General features: G+C 67.1%; 33 protein-coding genes, 1 tRNA gene and 1 pseudogene. 27 read left to right on the top strand and 8 right to left on the bottom strand.

Features of this window, described 5'->3' with window-relative positions:
* Position 1 precedes the first annotated feature (1 nt).
* Positions 2 to 214: a DUF2862 domain-containing protein gene (locus KQ310_RS10925; protein WP_259721813.1), complete on the bottom strand. Its 213-nt coding sequence runs from the start codon at positions 212 to 214 to the stop codon at positions 2 to 4.
* Positions 215 to 304: 90 nt separating this feature from the next.
* On the opposite strand from KQ310_RS10925, the gene hisF reads away from it, so the two are divergent.
* From hisF to KQ310_RS10875, 10 genes are all read left to right on the top strand, one after another.
* Complete coding sequence (hisF, locus tag KQ310_RS10920; RefSeq protein WP_259721778.1) at positions 305 to 1,111, top strand: imidazole glycerol phosphate synthase subunit HisF; 807 nt, start codon at positions 305 to 307, stop codon at positions 1,109 to 1,111.
* 52 nt (positions 1,112 to 1,163) lie between these two features.
* Positions 1,164 to 1,475 (top strand): hypothetical protein, encoded by a 312-nt coding sequence (locus KQ310_RS10915; protein ID WP_259721777.1) that lies wholly within the window; start codon positions 1,164 to 1,166, stop codon positions 1,473 to 1,475.
* Between the two features lie 8 nt (positions 1,476 to 1,483).
* Positions 1,484 to 2,182 carry a bifunctional demethylmenaquinone methyltransferase/2-methoxy-6-polyprenyl-1,4-benzoquinol methylase UbiE gene (gene ubiE, locus KQ310_RS10910; RefSeq protein ID WP_399238155.1) on the top strand — a complete coding sequence of 233 codons (699 nt, stop codon included), beginning with the start codon at positions 1,484 to 1,486 and terminating at the stop codon, positions 2,180 to 2,182.
* Positions 2,179 to 2,964 carry an EAL domain-containing protein gene (locus KQ310_RS10905; RefSeq protein WP_259721775.1) on the top strand — a complete coding sequence of 262 codons (786 nt, stop codon included), beginning with the start codon at positions 2,179 to 2,181 and terminating at the stop codon, positions 2,962 to 2,964. The genes ubiE and KQ310_RS10905 overlap by 4 nt, the downstream gene beginning before the upstream one ends.
* Positions 2,965 to 3,047: 83 nt before the next feature.
* A complete protein-coding gene (locus tag KQ310_RS10900; protein WP_259721774.1) occupies positions 3,048 to 3,833 on the top strand; it encodes an EAL domain-containing protein in 786 nt (261 codons plus the stop codon).
* Between the two features lie 78 nt (positions 3,834 to 3,911).
* Positions 3,912 to 4,847 (top strand): glycine--tRNA ligase subunit alpha, encoded by a 936-nt coding sequence (gene glyQ, locus KQ310_RS10895; protein WP_259721812.1) that lies wholly within the window; start codon positions 3,912 to 3,914, stop codon positions 4,845 to 4,847.
* 10 nt (positions 4,848 to 4,857) lie between these two features.
* On the top strand, positions 4,858 to 5,049 hold the full coding sequence (locus KQ310_RS10890; protein WP_259721773.1) for a hypothetical protein: 192 nt from the start codon (positions 4,858 to 4,860) through the stop codon (positions 5,047 to 5,049).
* Positions 5,050 to 5,100: 51 nt separating this feature from the next.
* Complete coding sequence (locus KQ310_RS10885) at positions 5,101 to 7,164, top strand: ComEC/Rec2 family competence protein (RefSeq protein WP_259721772.1); 2,064 nt, start codon at positions 5,101 to 5,103, stop codon at positions 7,162 to 7,164.
* 91 nt (positions 7,165 to 7,255) lie between these two features.
* Positions 7,256 to 7,340, top strand: a tRNA-Ser gene (locus tag KQ310_RS10880).
* Positions 7,341 to 7,563: 223 nt separating this feature from the next.
* Positions 7,564 to 8,844 carry an integrase arm-type DNA-binding domain-containing protein gene (locus KQ310_RS10875; protein WP_259721771.1) on the top strand — a complete coding sequence of 427 codons (1,281 nt, stop codon included), beginning with the start codon at positions 7,564 to 7,566 and terminating at the stop codon, positions 8,842 to 8,844.
* Here KQ310_RS10875 and KQ310_RS10870 read toward each other — a convergent pair.
* Genes KQ310_RS10870 through KQ310_RS10855 form a run of 4 tightly spaced genes read right to left on the bottom strand, consistent with a single transcriptional unit; the run spans position 8,817 to position 10,577 of the window.
* Positions 8,817 to 9,023, bottom strand: a complete 207-nt coding sequence (locus tag KQ310_RS10870; protein ID WP_006170096.1) for an AlpA family transcriptional regulator — start codon at positions 9,021 to 9,023, stop codon at positions 8,817 to 8,819. The genes KQ310_RS10875 and KQ310_RS10870 overlap by 28 nt on opposite strands.
* Positions 9,024 to 9,073: 50 nt before the next feature.
* Positions 9,074 to 9,838, bottom strand: a complete 765-nt coding sequence (locus KQ310_RS10865; RefSeq protein ID WP_259721770.1) for a BRO family protein — start codon at positions 9,836 to 9,838, stop codon at positions 9,074 to 9,076.
* Complete coding sequence (locus tag KQ310_RS10860) at positions 9,835 to 10,119, bottom strand: hypothetical protein (RefSeq protein ID WP_259721769.1); 285 nt, start codon at positions 10,117 to 10,119, stop codon at positions 9,835 to 9,837. The genes KQ310_RS10865 and KQ310_RS10860 overlap by 4 nt, the downstream gene beginning before the upstream one ends.
* Positions 10,119 to 10,577: a hypothetical protein gene (locus KQ310_RS10855; protein WP_259721768.1), complete on the bottom strand. Its 459-nt coding sequence runs from the start codon at positions 10,575 to 10,577 to the stop codon at positions 10,119 to 10,121. The genes KQ310_RS10860 and KQ310_RS10855 overlap by 1 nt, the downstream gene beginning before the upstream one ends.
* Before the next feature lie 130 nt (positions 10,578 to 10,707).
* On the opposite strand from KQ310_RS10855, the gene KQ310_RS10850 reads away from it, so the two are divergent.
* From KQ310_RS10850 to KQ310_RS10780, 15 genes are all read left to right on the top strand, one after another.
* A complete protein-coding gene (locus KQ310_RS10850) occupies positions 10,708 to 10,929 on the top strand; it encodes a type II toxin-antitoxin system VapB family antitoxin (protein WP_259721767.1) in 222 nt (73 codons plus the stop codon).
* On the top strand, positions 10,926 to 11,315 hold the full coding sequence (locus KQ310_RS10845) for a PIN domain nuclease (RefSeq protein WP_259721766.1): 390 nt from the start codon (positions 10,926 to 10,928) through the stop codon (positions 11,313 to 11,315). Before KQ310_RS10850 ends, KQ310_RS10845 begins: the two co-directional genes overlap by 4 nt.
* Entirely contained in the window at positions 11,312 to 11,467 is a 156-nt protein-coding gene (locus KQ310_RS10840; protein WP_259721765.1) for a hypothetical protein, read from the top strand. Before KQ310_RS10845 ends, KQ310_RS10840 begins: the two co-directional genes overlap by 4 nt.
* A gap of 69 nt (positions 11,468 to 11,536) precedes the next feature.
* Complete coding sequence (locus KQ310_RS10835; protein ID WP_259721764.1) at positions 11,537 to 11,824, top strand: transposase family protein; 288 nt, start codon at positions 11,537 to 11,539, stop codon at positions 11,822 to 11,824.
* 112 nt (positions 11,825 to 11,936) lie between these two features.
* Positions 11,937 to 12,218 carry a hypothetical protein gene (locus KQ310_RS10830; RefSeq protein ID WP_259721763.1) on the top strand — a complete coding sequence of 94 codons (282 nt, stop codon included), beginning with the start codon at positions 11,937 to 11,939 and terminating at the stop codon, positions 12,216 to 12,218.
* A complete protein-coding gene (locus KQ310_RS10825) occupies positions 12,215 to 12,448 on the top strand; it encodes a hypothetical protein (RefSeq protein WP_259721762.1) in 234 nt (77 codons plus the stop codon). The genes KQ310_RS10830 and KQ310_RS10825 overlap by 4 nt, the downstream gene beginning before the upstream one ends.
* Positions 12,449 to 12,776: 328 nt before the next feature.
* Positions 12,777 to 13,514, top strand: a complete 738-nt coding sequence (locus tag KQ310_RS10820) for a major capsid protein (protein WP_259721761.1) — start codon at positions 12,777 to 12,779, stop codon at positions 13,512 to 13,514.
* 41 nt (positions 13,515 to 13,555) lie between these two features.
* Complete coding sequence (locus KQ310_RS10815; RefSeq protein WP_259721760.1) at positions 13,556 to 13,693, top strand: hypothetical protein; 138 nt, start codon at positions 13,556 to 13,558, stop codon at positions 13,691 to 13,693.
* A gap of 81 nt (positions 13,694 to 13,774) precedes the next feature.
* The gene (locus KQ310_RS10810; RefSeq protein WP_259721759.1) at positions 13,775 to 14,269 is read left to right on the top strand and encodes a hypothetical protein; all 495 of its coding nucleotides are present in this window, start codon (positions 13,775 to 13,777) and stop codon (positions 14,267 to 14,269) included.
* Positions 14,253 to 14,750 carry a hypothetical protein gene (locus KQ310_RS10805; protein ID WP_259721758.1) on the top strand — a complete coding sequence of 166 codons (498 nt, stop codon included), beginning with the start codon at positions 14,253 to 14,255 and terminating at the stop codon, positions 14,748 to 14,750. The genes KQ310_RS10810 and KQ310_RS10805 overlap by 17 nt, the downstream gene beginning before the upstream one ends.
* A 74-nt stretch (positions 14,751 to 14,824) precedes the next feature.
* The gene (locus KQ310_RS10800) at positions 14,825 to 15,082 is read left to right on the top strand and encodes a hypothetical protein (RefSeq protein ID WP_259721757.1); all 258 of its coding nucleotides are present in this window, start codon (positions 14,825 to 14,827) and stop codon (positions 15,080 to 15,082) included.
* Between the two features lie 99 nt (positions 15,083 to 15,181).
* Complete coding sequence (locus KQ310_RS10795; protein WP_259721756.1) at positions 15,182 to 15,370, top strand: hypothetical protein; 189 nt, start codon at positions 15,182 to 15,184, stop codon at positions 15,368 to 15,370.
* Between the two features lie 68 nt (positions 15,371 to 15,438).
* Positions 15,439 to 15,669 carry a hypothetical protein gene (locus KQ310_RS10790; protein WP_259721755.1) on the top strand — a complete coding sequence of 77 codons (231 nt, stop codon included), beginning with the start codon at positions 15,439 to 15,441 and terminating at the stop codon, positions 15,667 to 15,669.
* An 8-nt stretch (positions 15,670 to 15,677) separates the two neighbouring features.
* Positions 15,678 to 16,058 carry a type II toxin-antitoxin system PemK/MazF family toxin gene (locus tag KQ310_RS10785; RefSeq protein WP_259721754.1) on the top strand — a complete coding sequence of 127 codons (381 nt, stop codon included), beginning with the start codon at positions 15,678 to 15,680 and terminating at the stop codon, positions 16,056 to 16,058.
* A 14-nt stretch (positions 16,059 to 16,072) separates the two neighbouring features.
* Positions 16,073 to 16,222 (top strand): hypothetical protein, encoded by a 150-nt coding sequence (locus KQ310_RS10780; RefSeq protein WP_259721753.1) that lies wholly within the window; start codon positions 16,073 to 16,075, stop codon positions 16,220 to 16,222.
* On the opposite strand, the gene KQ310_RS10775 is transcribed toward KQ310_RS10780, so the two are convergent.
* Positions 16,200 to 16,604 carry a PPC domain-containing DNA-binding protein gene (locus KQ310_RS10775; RefSeq protein WP_259721752.1) on the bottom strand — a complete coding sequence of 135 codons (405 nt, stop codon included), beginning with the start codon at positions 16,602 to 16,604 and terminating at the stop codon, positions 16,200 to 16,202. The genes KQ310_RS10780 and KQ310_RS10775 overlap by 23 nt on opposite strands.
* On the bottom strand, positions 16,601 to 17,098 hold the full coding sequence (locus KQ310_RS10770) for a GNAT family N-acetyltransferase (protein ID WP_399238174.1): 498 nt from the start codon (positions 17,096 to 17,098) through the stop codon (positions 16,601 to 16,603). The genes KQ310_RS10775 and KQ310_RS10770 overlap by 4 nt, the downstream gene beginning before the upstream one ends.
* Positions 17,099 to 17,736: 638 nt before the next feature.
* Here KQ310_RS10770 and KQ310_RS10765 point away from each other — a divergent pair.
* Positions 17,737 to 18,291 carry a DUF4236 domain-containing protein gene (locus tag KQ310_RS10765; RefSeq protein WP_259721750.1) on the top strand — a complete coding sequence of 185 codons (555 nt, stop codon included), beginning with the start codon at positions 17,737 to 17,739 and terminating at the stop codon, positions 18,289 to 18,291.
* 107 nt (positions 18,292 to 18,398) lie between these two features.
* On the top strand, positions 18,399 to 18,641 hold the full coding sequence (locus tag KQ310_RS10760; protein WP_259721749.1) for a hypothetical protein: 243 nt from the start codon (positions 18,399 to 18,401) through the stop codon (positions 18,639 to 18,641).
* Positions 18,642 to 19,139: 498 nt separating this feature from the next.
* Here KQ310_RS10760 and KQ310_RS10755 read toward each other — a convergent pair.
* A pseudogene (locus tag KQ310_RS10755) lies at positions 19,140 to 19,529 on the bottom strand (hypothetical protein); the annotation flags it as partial.

Here is a 19,529-nt window from a genome sequence, read left to right as displayed (position 1 = left end):
CTCAGAGCGGCACGATCTCGTCGTCGAAGAACCAGGAGGTGGCGCCGCCGGACAGCTCGACCACCACGCCGATGCCCTGGCCGTCCGTCACCTTGAAATCGCAGACCGTACCGGTGGCATCCGCCTTGAGCATGGCCACCAGATCGGCCGGAATACGGTCGCGAACCCGGGTGACCCGCACCTTCGACCCGATGGTGATGGCAGCCTGGGACATGTCCGGCGCGGTGGAAAAGTGGCGCAACCCTAACAGCGCCGCTCCATCCCCCTCAGACCCGACCTCCCCCTTCTCCCCTGCCTGCCACCCGTGGTTGCCAAGCGCATCATTCCCTGCCTGGACGTGGCCGAGGGCCGTGTCGTCAAGGGGGTCAATTTCGTGGGACTCCGCGATGCCGGCGATCCGGTCGAGCTGGCCTGCCGCTACAGCGCCTCCGGCGCCGACGAACTGGTCTTCCTCGACATCGCCGCCAGCCACCAGGGGCGAGCCACCCTGGTGGATCTGGTGCGCCGCACCGCCGAAGCCGTGACCATTCCGTTCACGGTGGGGGGCGGCATCAGCAGCGTCGACGGCATCACCGAACTGCTAAGGGCCGGGGCCGACAAGATCAGCCTCAACTCGGCGGCGGTGCGCCAGCCGGATCTGGTGGCCGCCGGTGCCGAACGCTTCGGGGCGCAATGCATCGTGGTGGCGATTGACGCGCGCCGGCGCGCCGAGCCGGAGGCCGGCTGGGACGTGTACATCAAGGGCGGCCGGGAGAACACCGGTCTCGACGCCGTGACCTGGGCCCGACGGGTGGTGGAACTCGGCGCCGGCGAGATCCTGCTCACCTCCATGGATGGCGACGGCACCCAGAGCGGCTACGACCTGGAGCTCACCCGTGCCGTGGCCTCCGCCGTGGAGGTGCCGGTGATCGCCTCCGGCGGTGCCGGCTGCATCGCCCATATCGCCGAGGCCCTGGAAAAGGGCCAGGCCTCAGCGGCCCTGCTGGCCTCCCTGCTGCATGACGGCGTGCTGACCGTGGAGGAGATCAAACGGGAGCTGCTGAAGCGGCACGTGCCGATCCGTCCGGTTCTGGAGCCGCAAACCGAGATCAACAGACCCGAAGCTCTGTAAACCCTCGTTACATTGGAACCGTGCCGAACCCCGCCGTGCACACCCCTCTCCCTTGACCGCCCTGCTCGCCCTTTCAGCCCCCGCCACCACAGTGCTGGCCCTGGTGATGGTGGCCGCGGTGGTGACGCTGGTGGCCTGGGCCCTGCAGCTGATGCAGGCGGCCAACGACCGTCAGGAATTTTCTCTCATGTTGGCCGGCTGCATGGTCTGCTCGGCCGCGGTGGGACTGGCCACCGTGATGCTGCTCACCCTCACCGCACCGAGCGGCCTGCAGGCCCAGGCACCAGCCCCGCAGCCCACTGGGATCGAGAGCGGGATCAGCCTCGATGCGATTCTGCTCCCCTGGGATGAGACGACCTCCTGAAAACCTCCGTGATGCCGGGCGATCCCGCCGCGGTGCGTGATCTGTTCGAGAGCATTGCCCCCTCCTACGACCGGCTCAACGACGCCCTGAGCCTCGGCCTCCACAGGATCTGGAAGCGCCAGGCCGTGGCCTGGCTGCAGCCCCAACCCGGCCAGCGCCTGCTGGATCTCTGTTGCGGCACCGGTGACCTGGCCTTGGTGCTGGCCGAGAAGGTAAGACCAGCTGGGCTGGTGCTGGGGCTCGATGCCGCCGCGGCCCCACTGCGGCTGGCGCAGCAGCGCAGCCGGGCCGCACCCTGGCTGCCGTTGCGCTGGAGCCAGGGCGACGCCCTGGCAACGGGCCTGGAGGATGGCTGGGCCGACGGCGCCGTGATGGCCTACGGACTGCGCAACCTGGCCGACCCCGCTGCCGGCCTCAAGGAACTGCGCCGGGTTCTGCGGCCAGGAGGTCGCGCCGCCGTGCTGGATTTCAACCGGCCGGCCGACCGGCTCCAGCAGGTTTTTCAGAGGCTGTACCTGCGTCGTCTGGTGGTGCCCCTGGCCCGCCAGCTGGGGCTGGAGGAGCAATACGCCTACCTCGAAACCAGCCTGGCCCGCTTCCCCTCCGGCCCGGAGCAGGAACGGCTGGCGCAGAGGGCCGGGTTCTCCCTGGCGCGGCATCGCACAATGGCTGGTGGGCAGATGGGGCTGCTGCAGTTGATGGCGTGAACGACACCTACCGCATCGACCCGGTGCTCGACCTCGCCAGCGGCAGGATCCGCGGTGGACTCGTGCAGTGGTGGCCTGATGGGCGCCTTCCGGAGGCCGAGCAGCGCGAAGCTCTGGAGGAGGACCCTGCAGAAGCCCTCGCGATCACCCTGGCGCAATGGGAGGCCAGCCTGCATCTGCTCGATCGCCTCAGCGGCGATCTCTGGCTGGCCGTGACCCTGCCGCCGCTGCTGCTGGATCAGATGCGGGGTCTGTTCCGGGGGCTGTCCAGCCGGCTCGACGACCTTGAGGCCGTGCGCCGCCGGCTCGGCCGCCGCCTGGTGATCGGCATCGGCGCCGGCTGCGCCAGCCGCGAGCAATGGCGCCGCTCACCCCTGATCGCCAATCTGGCAGCCCTGCACACCCTGGCGCTGCAGCCCCTGAACCTGACGGAACCGGCCATGCCACGCCTGCTCGCCCTGCCGTTCCAGCGGGTGAGCGTGGCGGCGGAGCTGGTGCAGGGCGCCGATGCCGACAGCCGGCTGCAACGCTTTCTGCTCTGGCTCACAGGCGCCTGCCACGCGATCGACGCCACGATCAACGCCGAGGGCGTGTGCAGTGGATCCGAGCTGGCCCTGTTGCGACGCCTGGGGCTGGACGAAGCCAGTGGGCCCTACTGGGGCGCTCCGCTGACACCCCAGGCGTTCCTTGAGAAGGTGGCCGCGGCACCCGGCACCCGCGTGCATGCAGGGTCCCAGGCACACCGAAACGATCCCGCCATTCCCGGATCAGACAAAACCTGACGCTACAAAGGGTTGCCATCGACACCGACGGGCGGTAAAGGCGTCTCTTGAATGGAATTCATGAACGTCTGCTTATCACCCCGATGTTGAGCGGTCAGGTCCCACCGGCGCGTCAGCTGGAAACCTTCCACATCCAGCCGATCGTGGACCTACGCACCAACCGGGTCTGCGGTGGTGAGTTGCTGTGGCGCCCGGATGGCCTTCCCCCCAGCCGTGAGGCGCTCGATGCCCTCGACGAAGACCCGGTCATCAACCTCAAGGTGGGCCAGGACGCCTTCATCTTCGCCCTGCGCTTCCTGAGCCGGTCCCAGAGCCCCGTGTGGCTGTCGGTGAATCTCTCCTGTCGCTTCATCGGCTCGGGCAAGTCATTCTTCCGGCCGATCTCCCAGGCGGTGGACGATCTCGATGCCCTGCGTCGCCAGGTGGGCAAACGGCTGGTGATTGAAGTTGTGGAAAAGGGCGTGGCCGGCCACAAGGAGACGGATTTCATCAACGAGCTCTCCAACCTGCACACCATCGCCGTCGATGACTTCGGCGTGGGCGAGGCACCGCTGTCCCACATGCTCTCCTTCAATTACAGCAAGGTGAAGGTGGATCGCAGCATCGTGTCCCACTGCGATTCCGATCTCTACCGCCAGCGGTTCCTGCACTGGCTGGTGGGCGGCTGCCAGGGGATTGGTGTTGATGTGTGCGCTGAGGGCATCGAGACGGAATCCGAGGCCGCCTTCCTGCGCCGCCTCGGCGTCGAGCAGGGCCAGGGCTGGCTCTGGAGCAAGGCCCTGCCGCCGGAACAGTTCGAAGCCCTCTGCCAGCCGCGCGAGTCGGTGAGCCAGTCGCTGAGCCGCCTGCTCGAGACCAGCCCCTCCTGAAACACCGGCTTCTGGAATGGCCTCTGGCCCGGGCGAAGGGAGACAATGCCCCCACCGCCCTTGGGCAGCCCTCCCCCCATGCACTTCCAGGACATCATCCAGACCCTGAATCGCTTCTGGGCCGAACGGGGCTGCCTGATCCTTCAGCCCTACGACACCGAAAAAGGGGCGGGCACGATGAGTCCGCACACGGTGCTGCGGGCGATCGGCCCCGAGCCCTGGGCCGTGGCCTATCCGGAGCCCTGCCGGCGCCCCACCGATGGCCGCTATGGCGACAACCCCAACCGGGCGCAGCACTATTTCCAGTACCAGGTGCTGATCAAGCCCTCACCGGATGCGATCCAGGAGACCTATCTCGCCTCGCTTGAGGCCCTCGGCATCCGCCCCGCTGATCACGACATCCGCTTCGTGGAGGACAACTGGGAATCCCCCACCCTCGGCGCCTGGGGCGTGGGCTGGGAGGTGTGGCTCGACGGCATGGAGGTGACCCAGTTCACCTATTTCCAGCAATGCGGCGGCATCGACTGCCGGCCCGTCTCGATCGAGATCACCTACGGCCTCGAGCGTCTCGCCATGTATCTGCAGGATGTGGAGAGCATCTGGGAACTGAGCTGGGATGGAAACCGCAGCTATGGCGACATCTGGCTGCCCTTCGAGAAGGGGCAGTGCACCTACAACTTCGAAGCCTCCAATCCCGAGCGGCTCAAGCAGCTCTTCGCCCTCTACGAGGCCGAGGCCACCGATCTGGTGGCCCAGCGGTTGCCGGCCCCGGCGCTCGACTACGTGCTCAAGTGCAGCCACACCTTCAACCTGCTGGAGGCCCGCGGCGTGATCTCGGTGACCGAGCGCACCGCCACCATCGGCCGGATCCGCACCCTGGCCAGGCAGGTCGCCGAGGCCTGGCTGGAGGAGCGCCGCAGCCTCGGCTTCCCCCTGCTCAGCCCCGCCAAGCGGCAGGAGTGGCTGGCGCTGCAGCCGGAGGAGCAACGGGAGGACGCGATGGTGCCCGCCTGAGCCGCGCTCCATGCCGCCCCTGCGTCGTTCGTTGTTGATGGCCGTGCTGATCCTGGGCAGCTTCCAGGTGGGACGCCTCAGTGAACGGGCGGTGTGGCCCTGTCGGCTGCGGCCGGTGGCCGCCCTGGTGGCCCCGCTGATCGGTCAGTCGATTCCCAGTCCGCAGCTGTGCGAGCTGCTGCTGCAGATCCCCCACTTCTGAGGCGCGTTCTGACGGCCCTGGGGAACGCTGCATCCAAGTGCAGCGCGATCAATGCAAGCCACCCAAAACCGGCCCGGCCTGGGGCTGCCGCTGGCCTGCCTGGCCCTGATCCTGCTGCTCGCCGGTCGATCCGCCCTGGAACCGGCCGGGCCTGCGGCGGGGGATCCCTCCCTGCGGCTCTCGGCCACCCAGCCAAGCCTGGAGATGGAGCTGAGCGGTTGGCTGCTGAGTGATCCCCGCTTCAGCACCACCAGCGTCACTGAGAAAGGCGCCACTAAAACCAGCGTCACAGGGAGCAAAGGCGGCGAAGGCGGCAGCAGCGCCAGCAGACCCTGCCGCGTCCCCCTGCAGACCGCCTCAGGCCGCAGCGAACTGCTGTTCAATACCTGCCCAGCCCTGCAACAGGGCTGGCGCCTGACGGTGTCTGGCCGGCTGCGCCGCCCCTCAATCGCGCCGCACCCCCTGCTCAGCAGCGCCGCCGAACGCCTGGCCCGCCAGGGCATCTGGTCTCAGTTGCAGGTGGAGCAGTGGCGGCTGCTCAGCCGGCCGGCCACGCCGATCGCCGATCTGCGCCGCCAGATCGCCCGGCAACTCACCGAGGTGGGAGGCCCGGAGCGGGGCGGCCTGCTGGCGGCCCTGGTGCTGGGCAGCGCCGTGGTGCCGCTGCCCGGTGATCTGTGCGAAGCCTTTCGCGTGGCCGGGCTCTCCCACGCCCTGGCCGCCTCGGGCTTTCACCTCACTGTGCTGTTGGGGGCTGTCCTGCCCCTGGCGCGCCGCCTGCCAAGGCTGCCCAGGTTGACGCTGGCCGCTGGCGCCCTGGCCCTGTTCCTGCTGCTGGCGGGCCCGCAGCCGTCGGTGGTGCGGGCCGTTCTGACGGGAGGCGGCGCCCTGCTGCTGCTGGAGAGCGGCCGCCGCGGCCGGCCGGTGGCGATCCTGCTGAGCACGGTGGTGGCGATGCTGCTGCTGCGACCTGGCTGGCTCGCGGATGTGGGGTTTCAACTGAGCGTGGGCGCCACCGCCGGGCTGATCCTCACCGCAGGCCCACTGGAGACCTGGCTGCAGGGCTGCCTTGGCACTGCTCTGCCGGAGGGATGGGGAACGGGACGGGCCGGCACCTGGCTGGCCGGTGCCCTGGCGATCCCCCTGGCCGCCACCGCCTGGACGCTGCCGCTGCAGGTGCTCCACTTCGGTGTAGTGCCGCTCTACGCCGTGCCGGCGAATCTGCTGGCGGCGCCACTGCTCTCACCGCTCACCCTCGGCGCCATGGTCCTCGCCCTGGTGGCGGTGCTGCTGCCTGCCGTGCTGCCGGTGCTGGCCCAACCGGTGCTGCTGCTGGCCCAGCTGCTGCTGCTGATCTGCCAGCAGATCTCCCTGCTGCCGATGGCGCAATGGCAGACCGGGCGTCCGCATCCGGCTCTGGTGCTGTTGCTCGGCCTTGGCAGCCTGGCCCTGATGCTGCCGCAACTGGCGCGGCGCTGGCGCCAGTTGGGGGCAGCGCTGATCGCCGTCGCCGTGAGCCTGCATCTGGTCTGGTTGGCGGCCGATCGGGTGCTGCTCGTGCACCAGGGGCAGCGCGACCTGCTGGTGGCCCGCCATGGCGGACGGGCTGCCCTGGTGAGCAGCCGCAGCGATGGCTTGAGCTGCCACCAGGCCCGCAGCCTCGCCGCCGGCCTGGGAATCCGGCGCTACGACTGGCTGCTGCTGCTCGATCCGGTGGCCAGCGATGGGCCGACCTGCTGGCAGGAGCTGGCCCAACTGGTGCAGAGCACCGGCGAGGCCGGCCCGCCTCTGCTGCCGGGCCAGACCCTCAGCAGTGAGGGGCTGGAGGCCTCAGCCATCGCGGTGGACAGCCGCGCCCTTCAGCTCCGGGTGGGCCGGCAGCGCTGGTTGCTGCTGCCGGATCGCCAGGCCCTGTGGAGCTGGGAGCGCAGCACCCCGGCAAGTTGGCCCGCCAATGTCTGGCTCGGCTTCCGGCCCCGCCAGGGCGATCAACACAGTCTGGCGGACGGCAACCTCGAGCGGGTCTGGTGGAGTGGCAACCCCGCCTCCCGCAGGCAAACGCTGCCACCGGGCTGGAGGGCCAGCGGCATCAGCGGCTCCCTGCAGACGGGTTGAGGCGGGCTGATCTTTAGAGTGCAGAAGTCACGGCCTGCTGGCCGTACCGCCCTTGCATCCTCTGGCCTCAGGCTTCCGGGATGGGGTGCCTGGAGAGGTGGCTGAGTGGTCGAAAGCGAACGACTCGAAATCGTTTGAAGGGAAACCTTCCGTGGGTTCGAATCCCACCCTCTCCGTTTTCACAGGATCCGAAGGGATCCGCGAAAATCCTAAAACAGTTGCGGGGCAGTCGATCTGCGCTTTTGGGTCGTCCGGGCAGATCCGCTGAGAGCCCGCTACAGCCGCTGCGGATGACGGTATTTTTGACGGTATAGCCAGCCGGGTCCGGGTCTATACCGTCACCTGGCTTGCCGAACCGCCGATATCCCCTCCCGCGCCAGCGTTCCGGCGCTGTCCGTCATGCTCAGTGACAAGGCGATCCAGGCCCTGCGGCCCGATCCGGACCGCCCGGGCACCAAGCACCACGACCGTGACGGCCTCTACCTCTGGGTGGCGCGCTCCGGCTCCAAGACCTGGCGCAAGGACTACCGCTGGCAGGGAGCACGCCGCACCTTCACCATCGGCACCTACCCGGCCGTGAGGCTCGCCGATGCCCGCAAGCAGGCCCTGGAGCTGAACACCTGGATCAAAACCGGCATCGACCCACGCACCCAGGCCCCGGGCCAGCAGCGCAAGCAGGTGGAGAACAGTCGCCGACCGTTCACCCAGATCGCCCAGGTCTGGTTTGAGCACCACAGCGCCAGCTGGAGCCCCCGCTACTGCAGGGATATGCGGGAGAAACTTGATCACTTCGTGATCCCGGCACTGGGTCAACTGGATATCGAGGTGATCACCCGCAGCGACATTGAAACCCGGCTGCTCGCACCCATCCTCGCCAGGGGTGCCCATGAACAGGCCCGTCGCTGCAACGACGTCACCCGTCGCGTGATTGAACACGCGGTTGACCTCGAACTTCGACAGGACAATCCCTCCGTCAAAGCCCGCAAGGTCATCGCCGCCACCCGCGTCACCCACTACCACCGCATCAGCTGGGTGGAGCTTCCCGAGCTGCTGGAAGTGATCGATCGCTTTGAGCGGCAGCGGCTGGCTGAGCGCAGCAGCCTCATCGCCCTACGCCTGATGATGCTCACCCTGGTGCGACCCAGTGAACTCAGGGAAGCCCGTTGGAGCGAAGTTGATATCGAGGGTCGTCAGTGGATCATTCCCGCTGAACGCATGAAGACCCGCGTTCGTCACATCGTGCCGCTCTCCTCGCAGGCGCGGCTGTTGTTTGACCTGCAGCGGCCGATCACTGGCCACACCGATCTGGTCTTTCACACCCCCAACCACCGAGGCAATGGAGAACTGCGGGTGATGAGCAATGGCTGCCTCTCGATGCTGCTGCGGCGCATGGGCTTCCAGGGGCGGCAGACACCCCATGGTTTCAGGGGGTTTGGGCAGACGAACTGCATCGAGCAGCTCAAGATCCCCAGGGTGGTCACCGAAAAGCAGCTGGCCCATGCCGATGGCAACAGCGTCAGCCGCGCCTACGACTGGGCCGAATACCTCGAGGAGCGGTCCGACATGCTGCAGCGCTGGGCCGATCTGCTCGATCAGGTGGCCGTCGCTGCCGGTCTGGCGCCGGTCTCAGAGCTGAGCGCTGAGATAGCTGGTCAACCATCAGCGCTGCAGGCAGCCTGACGCTTCGAGGTGATCCAGGCCTCCAGCTCCTGCTGGGACCAGGCCACCGCCCGCGGGCCAATCACGATCTGCCTGGGGAACTCGCCTGTGGCGATCAGGCTGTAGATGGTGGTGCGTGAGAGGCCGACCCGGTGGATCACCTCCGGGAGCCGCAGCAGTCGATCAGTTGCGGATGTCATGGCTGATGGTCTGGGTCTCAGGTGCGTGTCTTGGATTGGTTTGGTGCCTTTCAGTTGGTCTGGTGCAGCAACGCAACCACTGCCGGATCCCAGAGGATCTGCTGGCGGCGCTCTCCCCGACTGCAGAGCGGCAGGGCTACGCCCCAGTCGCGACCGGCTTCTGTGAGCTGCCAGTCGTCGTCTTCGTTGCGCTGCTGCAATCCGGCGGCAGCGAGCCGCTGGTTGGTGTGGCGAAGCGTGCCATCCAGTCGGTCCGCCAGCTGATCGGCCGTCAGCCAGGCCGCCCCTGCGCGGTGCGAGAAGCGTTGCTGCACCTCAGCGCCGGCGGGACTGCTATTGGCCTGGATCTCCTCCAGGGCGCTGAGCAGGGCCTCGGCCTGCGACACGCCGGTGAGGTGGATGATCTCGTCTGCCCCGCGCAGCACCTCTGGTGCGGTCTGCCTGCGGATCGCGTCGATGGACCTGGCTCCTTGTGGCGCTATGCGCTGCTGGCTGCGCTGGATTGCGGGCAGCAGCTCATGGGTGAGCCAGCGCCGCATCCGCGGCGCGCTGGGGTTGTCGCTGTCAAGCAGCCTGCGCAGCAGGGCGGCCTCGTTGATCATCGCCAGGGTGAAGCCACCGGCGCCGGGCCCCTCTTCTGAATGGACGCAGAGCTCCTCGTCGCGCCGGATCGCCATGGCCCAGACCATTGGGCTCACAGGCAGCGCGGCGCAGGCATCGGCAACGACGAACCAGGCCTCGCCCTCCTGATCGGTGCTCACCCGGATGCAGTGCCCCTCGAATAGGTAGGGCACCAGAGCAGACGTGTTGCTCATGGCTGGGAAGGCGAGGGGACAGGGGCGCCATGCCGCGACGCGAACACTGCAGGGGTGAATCCCCCAGGGGTCGCGGCCAGTGGTGCCGGCACCGGACCCGCCAGGACCAGCAGCACCGTGCTCAGCTGCAGGGCCAGCACCAGCCACAGCATCCACTCCAGCTGCCGCAGGCTGCTCAGCCGCACGGTGGTGGTGATCGGCCGGCGCGTGCGGCAGAAGGCCGGCAGCTGTGGCTGTGCCAGAGGCCGCGGCGTGCGGCGGGGGTGTTGGGGGTGGGCCATCAGAACGGCACCTCCTCATCGGCGAACTCATCGCCGTAGTCCTCCCCATCCGCCAGCGGGATCGCCCGCTGCTGGCGGGCGGCGGCTTCATCGGAGCGGTAGGCCTGCTCCGCTGCCTCGATCCAGGCCGGGTCGCTCCCCTCCCTGATGCTGAGCGGGCCGTAGAAGCCGATCGTGACGTTGCGCGGCACTGCATCGGCCGCGGCCTGGTCTTCGATCTTGGGGCCCTTGGGGTTGCCGTCCTGGTCGTACTGCTGGGCCCAGCGGGTCTCCAGCACCAGCACATCCCCCACATTCAGCCGGCCGCGGCGGTGCTGACGGCGCGCCTCGATCCACTCGCCAAAGCCCTTGGCCTTGAGGATCAGCCGCACCCGATCCCCCGGTGCCGGCACACCGCCTTCGTCACCGATACGGGCCTCCATGGTCGTGCCTGGCATGGCGATCGCATGCACGACCATCTCCTGCTTGACCTTGAGGCGGCCCTGGGCACGCTCCAGGGGCCTCGCCCCAGTGACAACAGCAGCTGTTGCCGGCCCGATCCCCGATGTGTATAGCCGCCCTAAGCTTTACACATCGCCCCTGGGGCCCATGCGCACCAACATCGTCATCGACGACGCCCTGATGAAGCAGGCCATGCAGGCCAGCGGTGCCCGCAGCAAGCGAGAAGCGGTGGAGCTCGGTCTGCGCACGCTGGTCAAGCTGCAGCAGCAGGCCCAGATCCGTGCCTTCCGCGGCCGCTTGGCCTGGGATGGCGATCTGGACGCCCAACGGCTCGATGCCGGGATGGAGACGGCCGAGCATCAGCCGTGATCGTGGTCGATTCCTCGGTCTGGATCGACTTCTTCAATGGGGTGAGCACCCCCGAGGTGGAGCGGCTGGATGGATGGCTCGGGGTGACACCGCTGGCGATCGGCGATCTGATCCTGGTGGAGGTGATGCAGGGCTTCCGCAGCGAGCGCGACGTGGCCACCGCCCGGCAACTGTTCCGCTCCTTGGCTCTGCTGCCGATGCTTGGTGGCAGCAATGCCTGGAAGGCAGCAGAGAATTACAGAACGCTGCGCCGCCAGGGAATCACGGTGCGCAAGACGATCGACGGGATCATCGCCACCGCCTGCATTGAGGCCAACCTGCCGCTGCTGTTCAGCGACCGCGACTTTCAGCCCTATGTCGAGCACCTGGGGCTCGAGGCGGCATGAGCCGCACCGTGCTTGGTCTTGATGCCGCCTGGACTGCGCATCAGCCCAGCGGGGTGGCGCTGGTGCAGGAGCAGGGTCAGCGCTGGCATTGCCTGGCGGTGGCACCCAATTACGCCAGCTTTCTGACCTGTGCCGAGGGCAGGGCCGCCTAAAAGTCTGTCCACCTCGATGTTGCTGGGCCTCTCGCCCTTGGCTTTGGTCAGCGGAACTCACCGCTTCCCATGGCTGAAATCCGTTCCGCTGCAGTCGATTATGCCGTTTCGGATGACCTGATCAGCTTCCTCAAGGCCATCCCCGACGGCCGCTACCGGCGAGGGGTGCGTTACCCGCAGTGGTTCCTGCTTCTGGTGGCGGTGTTCGGGATCCTCAGTGGCTGCCACAGTTCCCGTGATCTGGAGGCCTTTGCCAAACGGCACCGGGAGGCGCTGAACCAGGCCCTGGGCTTGAATTTCAAGCGTTGGCCGTCGGACGCCACCTTTCTCTACCTGTACCGCTGCGCGGAAGCCTGACGGCTACAACAAGGCCCATCTGCAGGAATTCGGCGAGGTTCTCCAGGCCTGGATGATCAGCCAGATCCCAGGGGGGGGGCCGAGGGTCTCGATCAGTTGGTCTGCGTAGCCCTTGGGCTTCCGCGAAGCGGTTGGAAAGACACTGCGGGGCTCCGCGATCGAGACAGAAGACGGCAACCATCGCTTTGTGGCCCAGGTCACGGTCTATGCCCGCGCCCTCGGTGTCGCCCTGGCGCAGAAGTCCTACGACACCCATGAATCCAGCGAGCGGGCAGCCCTCAAGGAGCTGCTGAGCACCCTGAAACTGGTCGGCGTCTTGATTCAGGCAGATGCACTGCACACCACGCAGCCGTTTTTCAGTGGTGCCTGGAGCAGGGGGCCGACGTGCTCATGACCGTCAAATCCAACCAGAAGACCCTCTACCGCCAGATCGGATCTCAGTTTGAGGGGAAGCGTGAGATCCCTTTCAGCGCAACCAATCAGGAGAAGCGCCACGGGCGTGACACCACCTGGAAGCTCAGGGCAAAAGAGGCCCCGGAGCACATCAAGCTGAACTGGCCGGGCAGCGCCTGGATCGTGGAGGTGATCACCGACAAGCCACACGCAAGGGCACGAGCAATGTGAGGCGGCACCTGTTCATCACCACCGTTTGCACAGCCCCAGAAGGCCTGCTACGCCTGATCCGGCAGCGCTGGAGCATTGAAAACGAATGGCACTGGGCCCGCGATGCCCAGCTCGGTGAGGATGCTCATCGCTACGCCCATCGCATCGGTGCGCCTGTGTTCGCTTAACTGAGGACCGTGGTCATGAACCTGCTGCGGCGCGGCGGCTACCGCTCGATCCGCCAGGGTTTCCGGGAACTGGCCTACGACATCGAGGGGATGCTGGCGCTGGGAGGGGTGGCGACAACGCTGTGCACGCCTTGACCATACTTTTAGGCAGCCCTGGGAGCGTGCCCTTGGGCTTGACCTTGATCGAGGCGCAGAAATACGCCCGCCGTGCTGAACAGCTGGCGGTGCTCAAGACCTTCGCGGAGGGGGAGCTGCTGCGCCGCCTGCCCTTCCGCAATCTTGTGTGTGGCTCGCTGAGCTTCCCGGCTGAAACCAAACTGCCCCGCGTCGGCTTCCGGGCGGTGAACGAGGGCTACCGGCAGAGCTATGGGGTGATCAACTCCGATTCGGAGTTCGTTCACCTGTTTGGCGGTGACCTGGATGTGGACCGCTCGATCGTGGACCTGCAGGGCTCCGAGGCCCGTGCTGCCCAGACCGAGATGAAGGTGCGCTCGATGCGCCTGACGCTTGAGGCGGCGATCATCAACGGCGACGACACCTTTGATCCCAGAGCCTTCAACGGGCTGAGCAAGCGCCTGGCGCCCGGCAAGGACCAGACGATCGACAACGGCGGCAGCACGCTCAACCTGCTGGCGCTGGAGGCGCTGACCGACAGCGTGATTGGCTACGGCGGCGACAAGGTGCTGATCGCCAGCAAGGCCGCCCGCCGCCAGATCAGCACCGCCTCCCGCCAGGCCGTCGGTGACCTCTACGAGGTGATCGACGGGCGTCATTATTTCGAGGGGATCGAAATCCTGCTGGTGGAGGAGGACGCCGAGGGCAACGCCGTGCTCGGCTACAACGAACCGGGAGACACCACCTCCATCTACTGCTGCGTGTTCGGCGATGCGGCGGTCTGAGGTCTGCAGGGGGTCCGTTTGAGGGGCGCTACGGCATCTCGGTGCGGGACTTCGGGGAGGTGCATGACGCGCCGGTGTTCCGCACGCGGGTGGATTGGTACCTGGGCTTTGCCGTCTGCAACCGCAAGGCAGCGGCCCGCCTGTTCAACGTCGCGCCCATGCCGCTGGTGCTGCCCTGAGCGCCGCCTGATCCCGAGCCCCTGAGCCGGGAAGATCTCAACAGCGTCTACCTCGAGCTGCGCAACTGCTACAAGAGCTCGATGATCAGCCGCGGGCAGTACAGAAGCCGCTCGATCAAGGCGCGTGATGAAACCGCCACCCTCTCGCAGAACCTGCTGGATCTGGCAGCGCGGGAAGCCAGCGTTCGTACCGACATCTACCAGATTCTGGAAATTGTCACCGCGATTGCCGGTGATCTTGAAGATGCCGGTGATGACATTGTCAATGAATTTGGCCGCTACAAACTCGGCCGCAGGAGCTATCAGGGCGGCTCTTTTCTTGGTGGCCTGGTGCAGGCGGTGATCCGCTTCATCAACCGCTGGACCCACACCAAGGAGCGTGTGGTTCAGCTGGATCAGAAGCGCCAGGAGTTCATCGAGAAGACCAAGAATCTGCCCCCGCTCAGCCTGGGAGGCAATGGCCACGGCGGCCCCGTGAACCAGACGGAACCGGCTTCCCCCGCCAAGGTGGAGCTCGTGGACAGCCCAGCGGCCCAGCAGGCCCAGGAGGTCAAGGCCGATGGGACAACTCACTGACACCCTGCGGGCCACGTTGCGGGACCTGGCCCAGTCCGACGCCCGCCTCTACCGCGGCTTGCAGCAGGAGCTGGGCGACATCAAACCAGCAAGCAACCAGCCCGCTGCGCTGCTGGACGGTGACGCCCCAGCCAGTCGGGATGAGCTGGAGAGGTTGTCGGTGGCAGCGCTCTGGAGCCTCTGTAAGGGCAGGGGCATCAAAGGTCTGAGTAATGGCCCCAAGCCGAAACAGGTGGATGCCCTGCTCAGCCACCCCGATGGACCGCCCCTGCGCAGCGCCCTACCGGTCAAGGCCACCAAGGGCAGCAAGGGTGGGGCAACCAGTGGCATGAACGCAGCCAAAGCTGGCGCCGCCGAGCTGCAGGCCCTGGAGCAGCGCCTGGATCGGCTGGAGCAGCTGGTGCTGCTGATCGCCCAGCAGGTGGGGGTCCCCCCGGAAGCGATCGAGCGGTTGCTGCCGCCGGCGGCTCCGGAAGCCTGAGACAGCAAGGAAACCCAACGGGCCCGGGGGCTCTATATTCGCTATTCGCGAATGCCGAATGGCCAGTTGCGGCCTTGGCCCGCTCACCCTCCAATCCCCAGCTCGTCCTGCGCCCGCAGGATCTGGTGGTGCTGCTGCGCCTGGCCTTGGACTCAGGGCCTGCTCCCGCCTACGCGGCCCTCGGTGCTGAGCTGGGGATGACGGCCTCGGAGGCCCATGCGGCAGTGGAGCGTGCCGTCGCCGCCAAGCTCGCGATCAAGGATGAGGCTGGCAAGCCCGCGGTTGTTCGCGCCGCCCTGAGATCCTTCGTGCGGCACGGTGCTCGCTACTGATTTCCCGCCACGCATGGTGGACTCAGCCGCGGCGTTCCCACCGGCTATGCCGCCTCCCCCCTCAACGAGCAGATCCGGCCGGGCAGCGACCCTCCACAGGTGTGGCCGTGGAAGAAGGGAACGGCCCGCGGCATCGCCTTCCACCCGCTCTATCCCCGCGTCCCCGAGGCGGCAGAACGGAACCCGGCCCTGGGGGAGCTGCTGGCCCTGTTCGATGCGGTGCGAGGCGGCAGCGCCCGTGAACAAGCCCTGGCCCTGACGCTGCTGGAGGAGCGGCTGCAACCATGAACCCCAACGCTGACACCGCGATTAAGTTTGAGGCAACGTCCATGCGGTCTGCGAGAGCCGCTGCCGACATGACCCCAGCCGATCAAGCCATTCAGGAGCCGGAAGCTCCCTTCTCCATTCGCCGCCGCCAGCGCGGCGGCAGACGGGTCGTGGCGGTGAGCAGCTCGGTGAGCGCCATGGATGCCCTGCGGGCGCGCATCCGTGCCCAGAGCAAAACGGTTGCCGATCACATCGCGGCTGATCCTGAGGCCCAAGGGTTCATCGACGACTGGACCACCCCTGAGCCCATCACCCGCTGACGACCAGCGTGGAGCTCAAGGCCGGGCAGATCGTCACCGTTGACTGGCGCAAGGATCCAGACGACCCCGCCCAGGATCCCCAGCCACCAGAGCCCAACAAGCTCAGGCCAGCTGTCGTGGTGCAGGACACCGAACTGTTTGACCCGGCCTACCCCACGGTGCTGGTGGTGCCGATGACAGGCGACCCTGCTCTGGCCATCCCCGACCTGACCGTGGTGCTGCAGCCCAGGCCGAGCAACGGCTGCAAGAAGGTGAGCTACCTGCTCCCGCAGAACCTGACCTGCGTAGCCAAGACACGGATCACCGCCGCCACCAAGTCACAGATCACCCCAACCGAACTGCAGCAGCTACGTCAGTTGGTGGTGCTGACCATCGGCGGGCTGAGCTGACGCATCCTCAGCCGGTGACGGTGAACCGGGAGTCGCTAGAGAAGCTGGGCCGTTACCTGCTGCGCAACGACTGGACCGGCGGTATGAGCACCGGTGTGGCCTGGTTGGTGTTCCTGCAGGTGGAGCGGCGGCTGCCGCCCCTCAGTCCGGGGGGAGAGGACTGATCCGCAGCTCGGTGTAGCCGGTGGCTGGATCGAGCTCCCGGCTGAAGCACCACTCCGGCAGCAGGCCGATCACCAGCTCCGCGGTGGTGCGCACCAGCGACCCTGCGCAGAGGTGCCCGCCGATCACGGCGCCCTTGCTGTCGGCGATGGCGATGTGCAGGTGAGCCCCATCGGGCGAGAGGGTGCCCGAGAGGCTGATGATCTCCAGCTCGCCGTGGATCGCCATGGCCTCAGTTGCCCCCGCCAGGCGCAGCTGGGCCACCGACAGGCTGCCGACGGCGCTGATCACGCAGCCGGACTGCTCCTCCTGCTCGCCCATCCAGCCCTCCAGCGCCAGGCGCAGGTCATCGCCCGGCTGTAGCCGCAGCGGCACCACCTTCATGGCTTCGGCCCCTCCACGAGTCCCTGCACCATGACAAGGGCATCGACATAGCCCAGTTGCCGGTGGCGAAACGCCCCGGGCAATGTGCCGACCACCTGAAAGCCATTGCGCTGCCAGCAGCGGAGGCCGGTCGTGTTCGTGCTCACCACCAGGTTGAACTGCATCAGCCGAAACCCGAGCCGCCGCGCCGCCTGCAGGGAGTGCTGACAGAGCCGGCTGCCGACTCCCTGGCGCCGGCACTGCTCAGCCACCACGTAGCCCGCGTTGGCGACGTGGGCACCGAGAGCCAGGGAGTTGGGCCTGAGGTAGTACGTGCCCACCACAGCCCCGGCCGGATCCATGGCCACCATCACCGCCTGGTTCTGCTCCACCCAGGCCACCCGGGCCTCGGCCTCCGTGATCGCCGGGTCGTGCGGGAAGGTCTCGCCAGCGCGGAACACTGGCTCCAGCAGCGCCCACACCGCCGGCCAGTCGGCCGCCCCATAGGGGCGGATCTGCAGGGGCGATCGGGAGGAGGTCAGAGGAGCGCAGAGGTGGCCTGCTGATTGTCACCCCAACGGGTGTCTGTGGTTCACGCATCACCTGCCTACTGCGGCGCAGAAGCCTTCGGCTTGGGCCTGGCAGGGAAGGGAAGGAGATCACGTCTGGGAGAAGAGATGCTCAAGGCTTGACCTTCTCGGTTGTGATCCCGACCCGGGTTATGCAGCCCGGGGTTTCAACACGCGGGAATGAGAACTGGCGTATCGCTCTTTGCGGCTACGGGATGACGCTCGCGCTGCGTCACCGGGTTCACCTGTTGTGTGTCGCATCGTTGGCGCACCTCCGCTGTGCTCACCGGCTCGGGTGATCCCTGGCCGGACTCTGTTGGAGGGCGAGGATCGGGTTGGCTCCCAGGTCTCCCCTCAACTTCAAGGTACGTCCCTTTTCAGGTGGCGGTGGCCCGCTGGAGTGCCTGTTCCCGTACCTACAGAAACCCAGTCAGTGCAATGCTTTTGAGGCGCTCCCCTCCTCCTCCGAAGTCTGCAGAGCCGACGGTTCTATGCGCTGGGCGCATTGATTTGTGGACTGCTGCATCCGCACGGCATCCTGATCCCTGCTCGGGCCAACCCTGCGACCCAACCCCCTGTTTGCCATGGGCTTCCGTCTCCGCCGCTCCGCCCGCCTGGGTCCACTGCGCTTCAACTTCTCCAGCGGGGGACTGAGCTCGATCTCCGTCGGCGGGCGTGGGGCCTCCTTCAACATTCCGGCGAACCGCAGCGGCGGGCCCCGCACCACCGTGGGGATGCCTGGCACCGGCCTGAGCTGGAGCGTGGAGCACACACCCGATCGCCCCGCTGCGATCCCGGCTGGCCCTGCGGCGGGCCTGCCCAACAGCCGCCGGCTCCGGCCGGGCCAGCTCGATACCCTCAAGCAGTCGCTGCTGACTGTGTTGCGCCAGGAGCTGTTCGCTCCAGGTTCGGCAGGGGAGCAGCTCTGGGAGCACCAGCTGGTCAGCCGCCTGCTCGCCGATGCCTCCAGCAGTGCGCGCACTGCTGGCCTGTTGGCGCTGATCGAGACCCCGGAAGCGATGGAGGCCTATGTGTTGCGGGCTCAGGGCCAGGACGATGCCAAACGCCGCGCCCAGCGCTGCATCACGGCCGTTCAGGAAGCCTCACGCCTAACCGCGGCTCGGGGCTGGCTCTCCTGACACTGCAGCGACAGGTGCCCGCATGGCCGGTTCCCCGTATCCGGCCGCACCTGCGGTCTCGCCTCAGCAGGCCACGGATGGAGCCGGAAAGAAGGAGATACCCCCGCATGCGTGAGGTTGCGTTCCGCGTTCTGGCTGAACGCCCCGGCCACCTGAAAGCCCAGGCCGAGTCCCTTCCCATCCGCATCACCGCCCCGACTCTTGAGGAGCTGCAGCACGAGGCCCGTGAAGCCTTGATCGCCCATTTCGGCCCGGCCCACTGCGCCTACCGAGTGCGCGTGCGCCGCGGCCCCAGTGCTGCCGTCAGCAGCATCCGGCCGATGGGCCGCCCTGTTGCTCTCTGCCACTGAACGGTGCAACTGGCTCTGGAGAAGACAGCGCAAGACCAGCACCATGAAGCCCGTTCATGAAGCCCCGTTGCCCGCGGTGAAGAGGCGTGTCGAATCGGCTCCAGCCCTTGCTGGCACCCGCCGGTGGGCCCATCGTGGCTGCAACGGGATTCGGAGGCTCCATCGATGGAAGACACCCCCCCTGAGCAGCAGAGAGGAGCGCGCTGACGATCCGGCCCCTGCTCCAACACTCTCGACGGATCTCTGACGTTCCTGGCGTGTCGCCAAGTCGCCGTCCACTGCATCGCCTGAGGTGCCCCGGACCCAACGGAACGTCCCAATCGACACCTGGCCCCAGGTGCCAGCGCCGGCAGCTCCGCCCACAACTGAAAACCATCTGATCTGAAATCGATCAACCGACCGCGCAGCTGCGCCCGACCCCCTTGGGAAGGCACCACGGCTGGCCAGACAAACGCCCGGGGCCGACGCTCCGGGCTTTGTTGTGAGCGGAGGGCAGGTTCAGCCCATGACCTGCACCAATCCTGCCCAGGCGGCGCCCACCAGGGCTGCGGTGCCGATCACCTTCAGCACGCTCCAACGCAGCCGCAGCTGGGCAAACAACGCAGCCGCCACTACGAGAAGGGCCCAGGGGTTGATGCTGCCGGCCGGCCAGAGCACTGGGCCAGCGAAGAACACCGCCAAGCTGGCGATCAGGCCCACCACCACGGCGGTGATCGCGCTCAGCGGTGCCCCGAAGCGCAGGTCGCCTCTAGGAGCCTGTCGCGCATAGATCGTCGGACAAAAATCGAGGGCTTTCCCACCACGATGGGAAGCCAGGCCGGAATCAGACTGGGAAAGCAGCGAATTGATGTTTTCGCGCTGGCTCGCTGAAATTGTACGTAGCGCAAT

The organism is Synechococcus sp. CS-1328, assembly GCF_025128095.1.
Taxonomy (GTDB): domain Bacteria; phylum Cyanobacteriota; class Cyanobacteriia; order PCC-6307; family Cyanobiaceae; genus CBW1002.
The sequence above is the reverse complement of the archived record's forward strand: the minus strand, read 5'-3'. Positions and strand labels throughout refer to the sequence as shown.

Bases quoted from the DNA above. Each gene is read 5' to 3' on its own strand.
- KQ310_RS10925 (WP_259721813.1), bottom strand. From the start codon at position 214: ATGTCCCAGGCTGCCATCACCATCGGGTCGAAGGTGCGGGTCACCCGG.
- KQ310_RS10900 (WP_259721774.1), top strand. From the start codon at position 3,048: ATGTTGAGCGGTCAGGTCCCACCGGCGCGTCAGCTGGAAACCTTCCAC.
- glyQ (WP_259721812.1), top strand. From the start codon at position 3,912: ATGCACTTCCAGGACATCATCCAGACCCTGAATCGCTTCTGGGCCGAA.
- KQ310_RS10890 (WP_259721773.1), top strand. From the start codon at position 4,858: ATGCCGCCCCTGCGTCGTTCGTTGTTGATGGCCGTGCTGATCCTGGGC.
- KQ310_RS10885 (WP_259721772.1), top strand. From the start codon at position 5,101: ATGCAAGCCACCCAAAACCGGCCCGGCCTGGGGCTGCCGCTGGCCTGC.
- KQ310_RS10875 (WP_259721771.1), top strand. From the start codon at position 7,564: ATGCTCAGTGACAAGGCGATCCAGGCCCTGCGGCCCGATCCGGACCGC.
- KQ310_RS10870 (WP_006170096.1), bottom strand. From the start codon at position 9,023: ATGACATCCGCAACTGATCGACTGCTGCGGCTCCCGGAGGTGATCCAC.
- KQ310_RS10865 (WP_259721770.1), bottom strand. From the start codon at position 9,838: ATGAGCAACACGTCTGCTCTGGTGCCCTACCTATTCGAGGGGCACTGC.
- KQ310_RS10860 (WP_259721769.1), bottom strand. From the start codon at position 10,119: ATGGCCCACCCCCAACACCCCCGCCGCACGCCGCGGCCTCTGGCACAG.
- KQ310_RS10855 (WP_259721768.1), bottom strand. From the start codon at position 10,577: ATGGTCGTGCATGCGATCGCCATGCCAGGCACGACCATGGAGGCCCGT.
- KQ310_RS10850 (WP_259721767.1), top strand. From the start codon at position 10,708: ATGCGCACCAACATCGTCATCGACGACGCCCTGATGAAGCAGGCCATG.
- KQ310_RS10840 (WP_259721765.1), top strand. From the start codon at position 11,312: ATGAGCCGCACCGTGCTTGGTCTTGATGCCGCCTGGACTGCGCATCAG.
- KQ310_RS10835 (WP_259721764.1), top strand. From the start codon at position 11,537: ATGGCTGAAATCCGTTCCGCTGCAGTCGATTATGCCGTTTCGGATGAC.
- KQ310_RS10825 (WP_259721762.1), top strand. From the start codon at position 12,215: ATGACCGTCAAATCCAACCAGAAGACCCTCTACCGCCAGATCGGATCT.
- KQ310_RS10810 (WP_259721759.1), top strand. From the start codon at position 13,775: ATGATCAGCCGCGGGCAGTACAGAAGCCGCTCGATCAAGGCGCGTGAT.
- KQ310_RS10805 (WP_259721758.1), top strand. From the start codon at position 14,253: ATGGGACAACTCACTGACACCCTGCGGGCCACGTTGCGGGACCTGGCC.
- KQ310_RS10790 (WP_259721755.1), top strand. From the start codon at position 15,439: ATGACCCCAGCCGATCAAGCCATTCAGGAGCCGGAAGCTCCCTTCTCC.
- KQ310_RS10775 (WP_259721752.1), bottom strand. From the start codon at position 16,604: ATGAAGGTGGTGCCGCTGCGGCTACAGCCGGGCGATGACCTGCGCCTG.
- KQ310_RS10765 (WP_259721750.1), top strand. From the start codon at position 17,737: ATGGGCTTCCGTCTCCGCCGCTCCGCCCGCCTGGGTCCACTGCGCTTC.
- KQ310_RS10760 (WP_259721749.1), top strand. From the start codon at position 18,399: ATGCGTGAGGTTGCGTTCCGCGTTCTGGCTGAACGCCCCGGCCACCTG.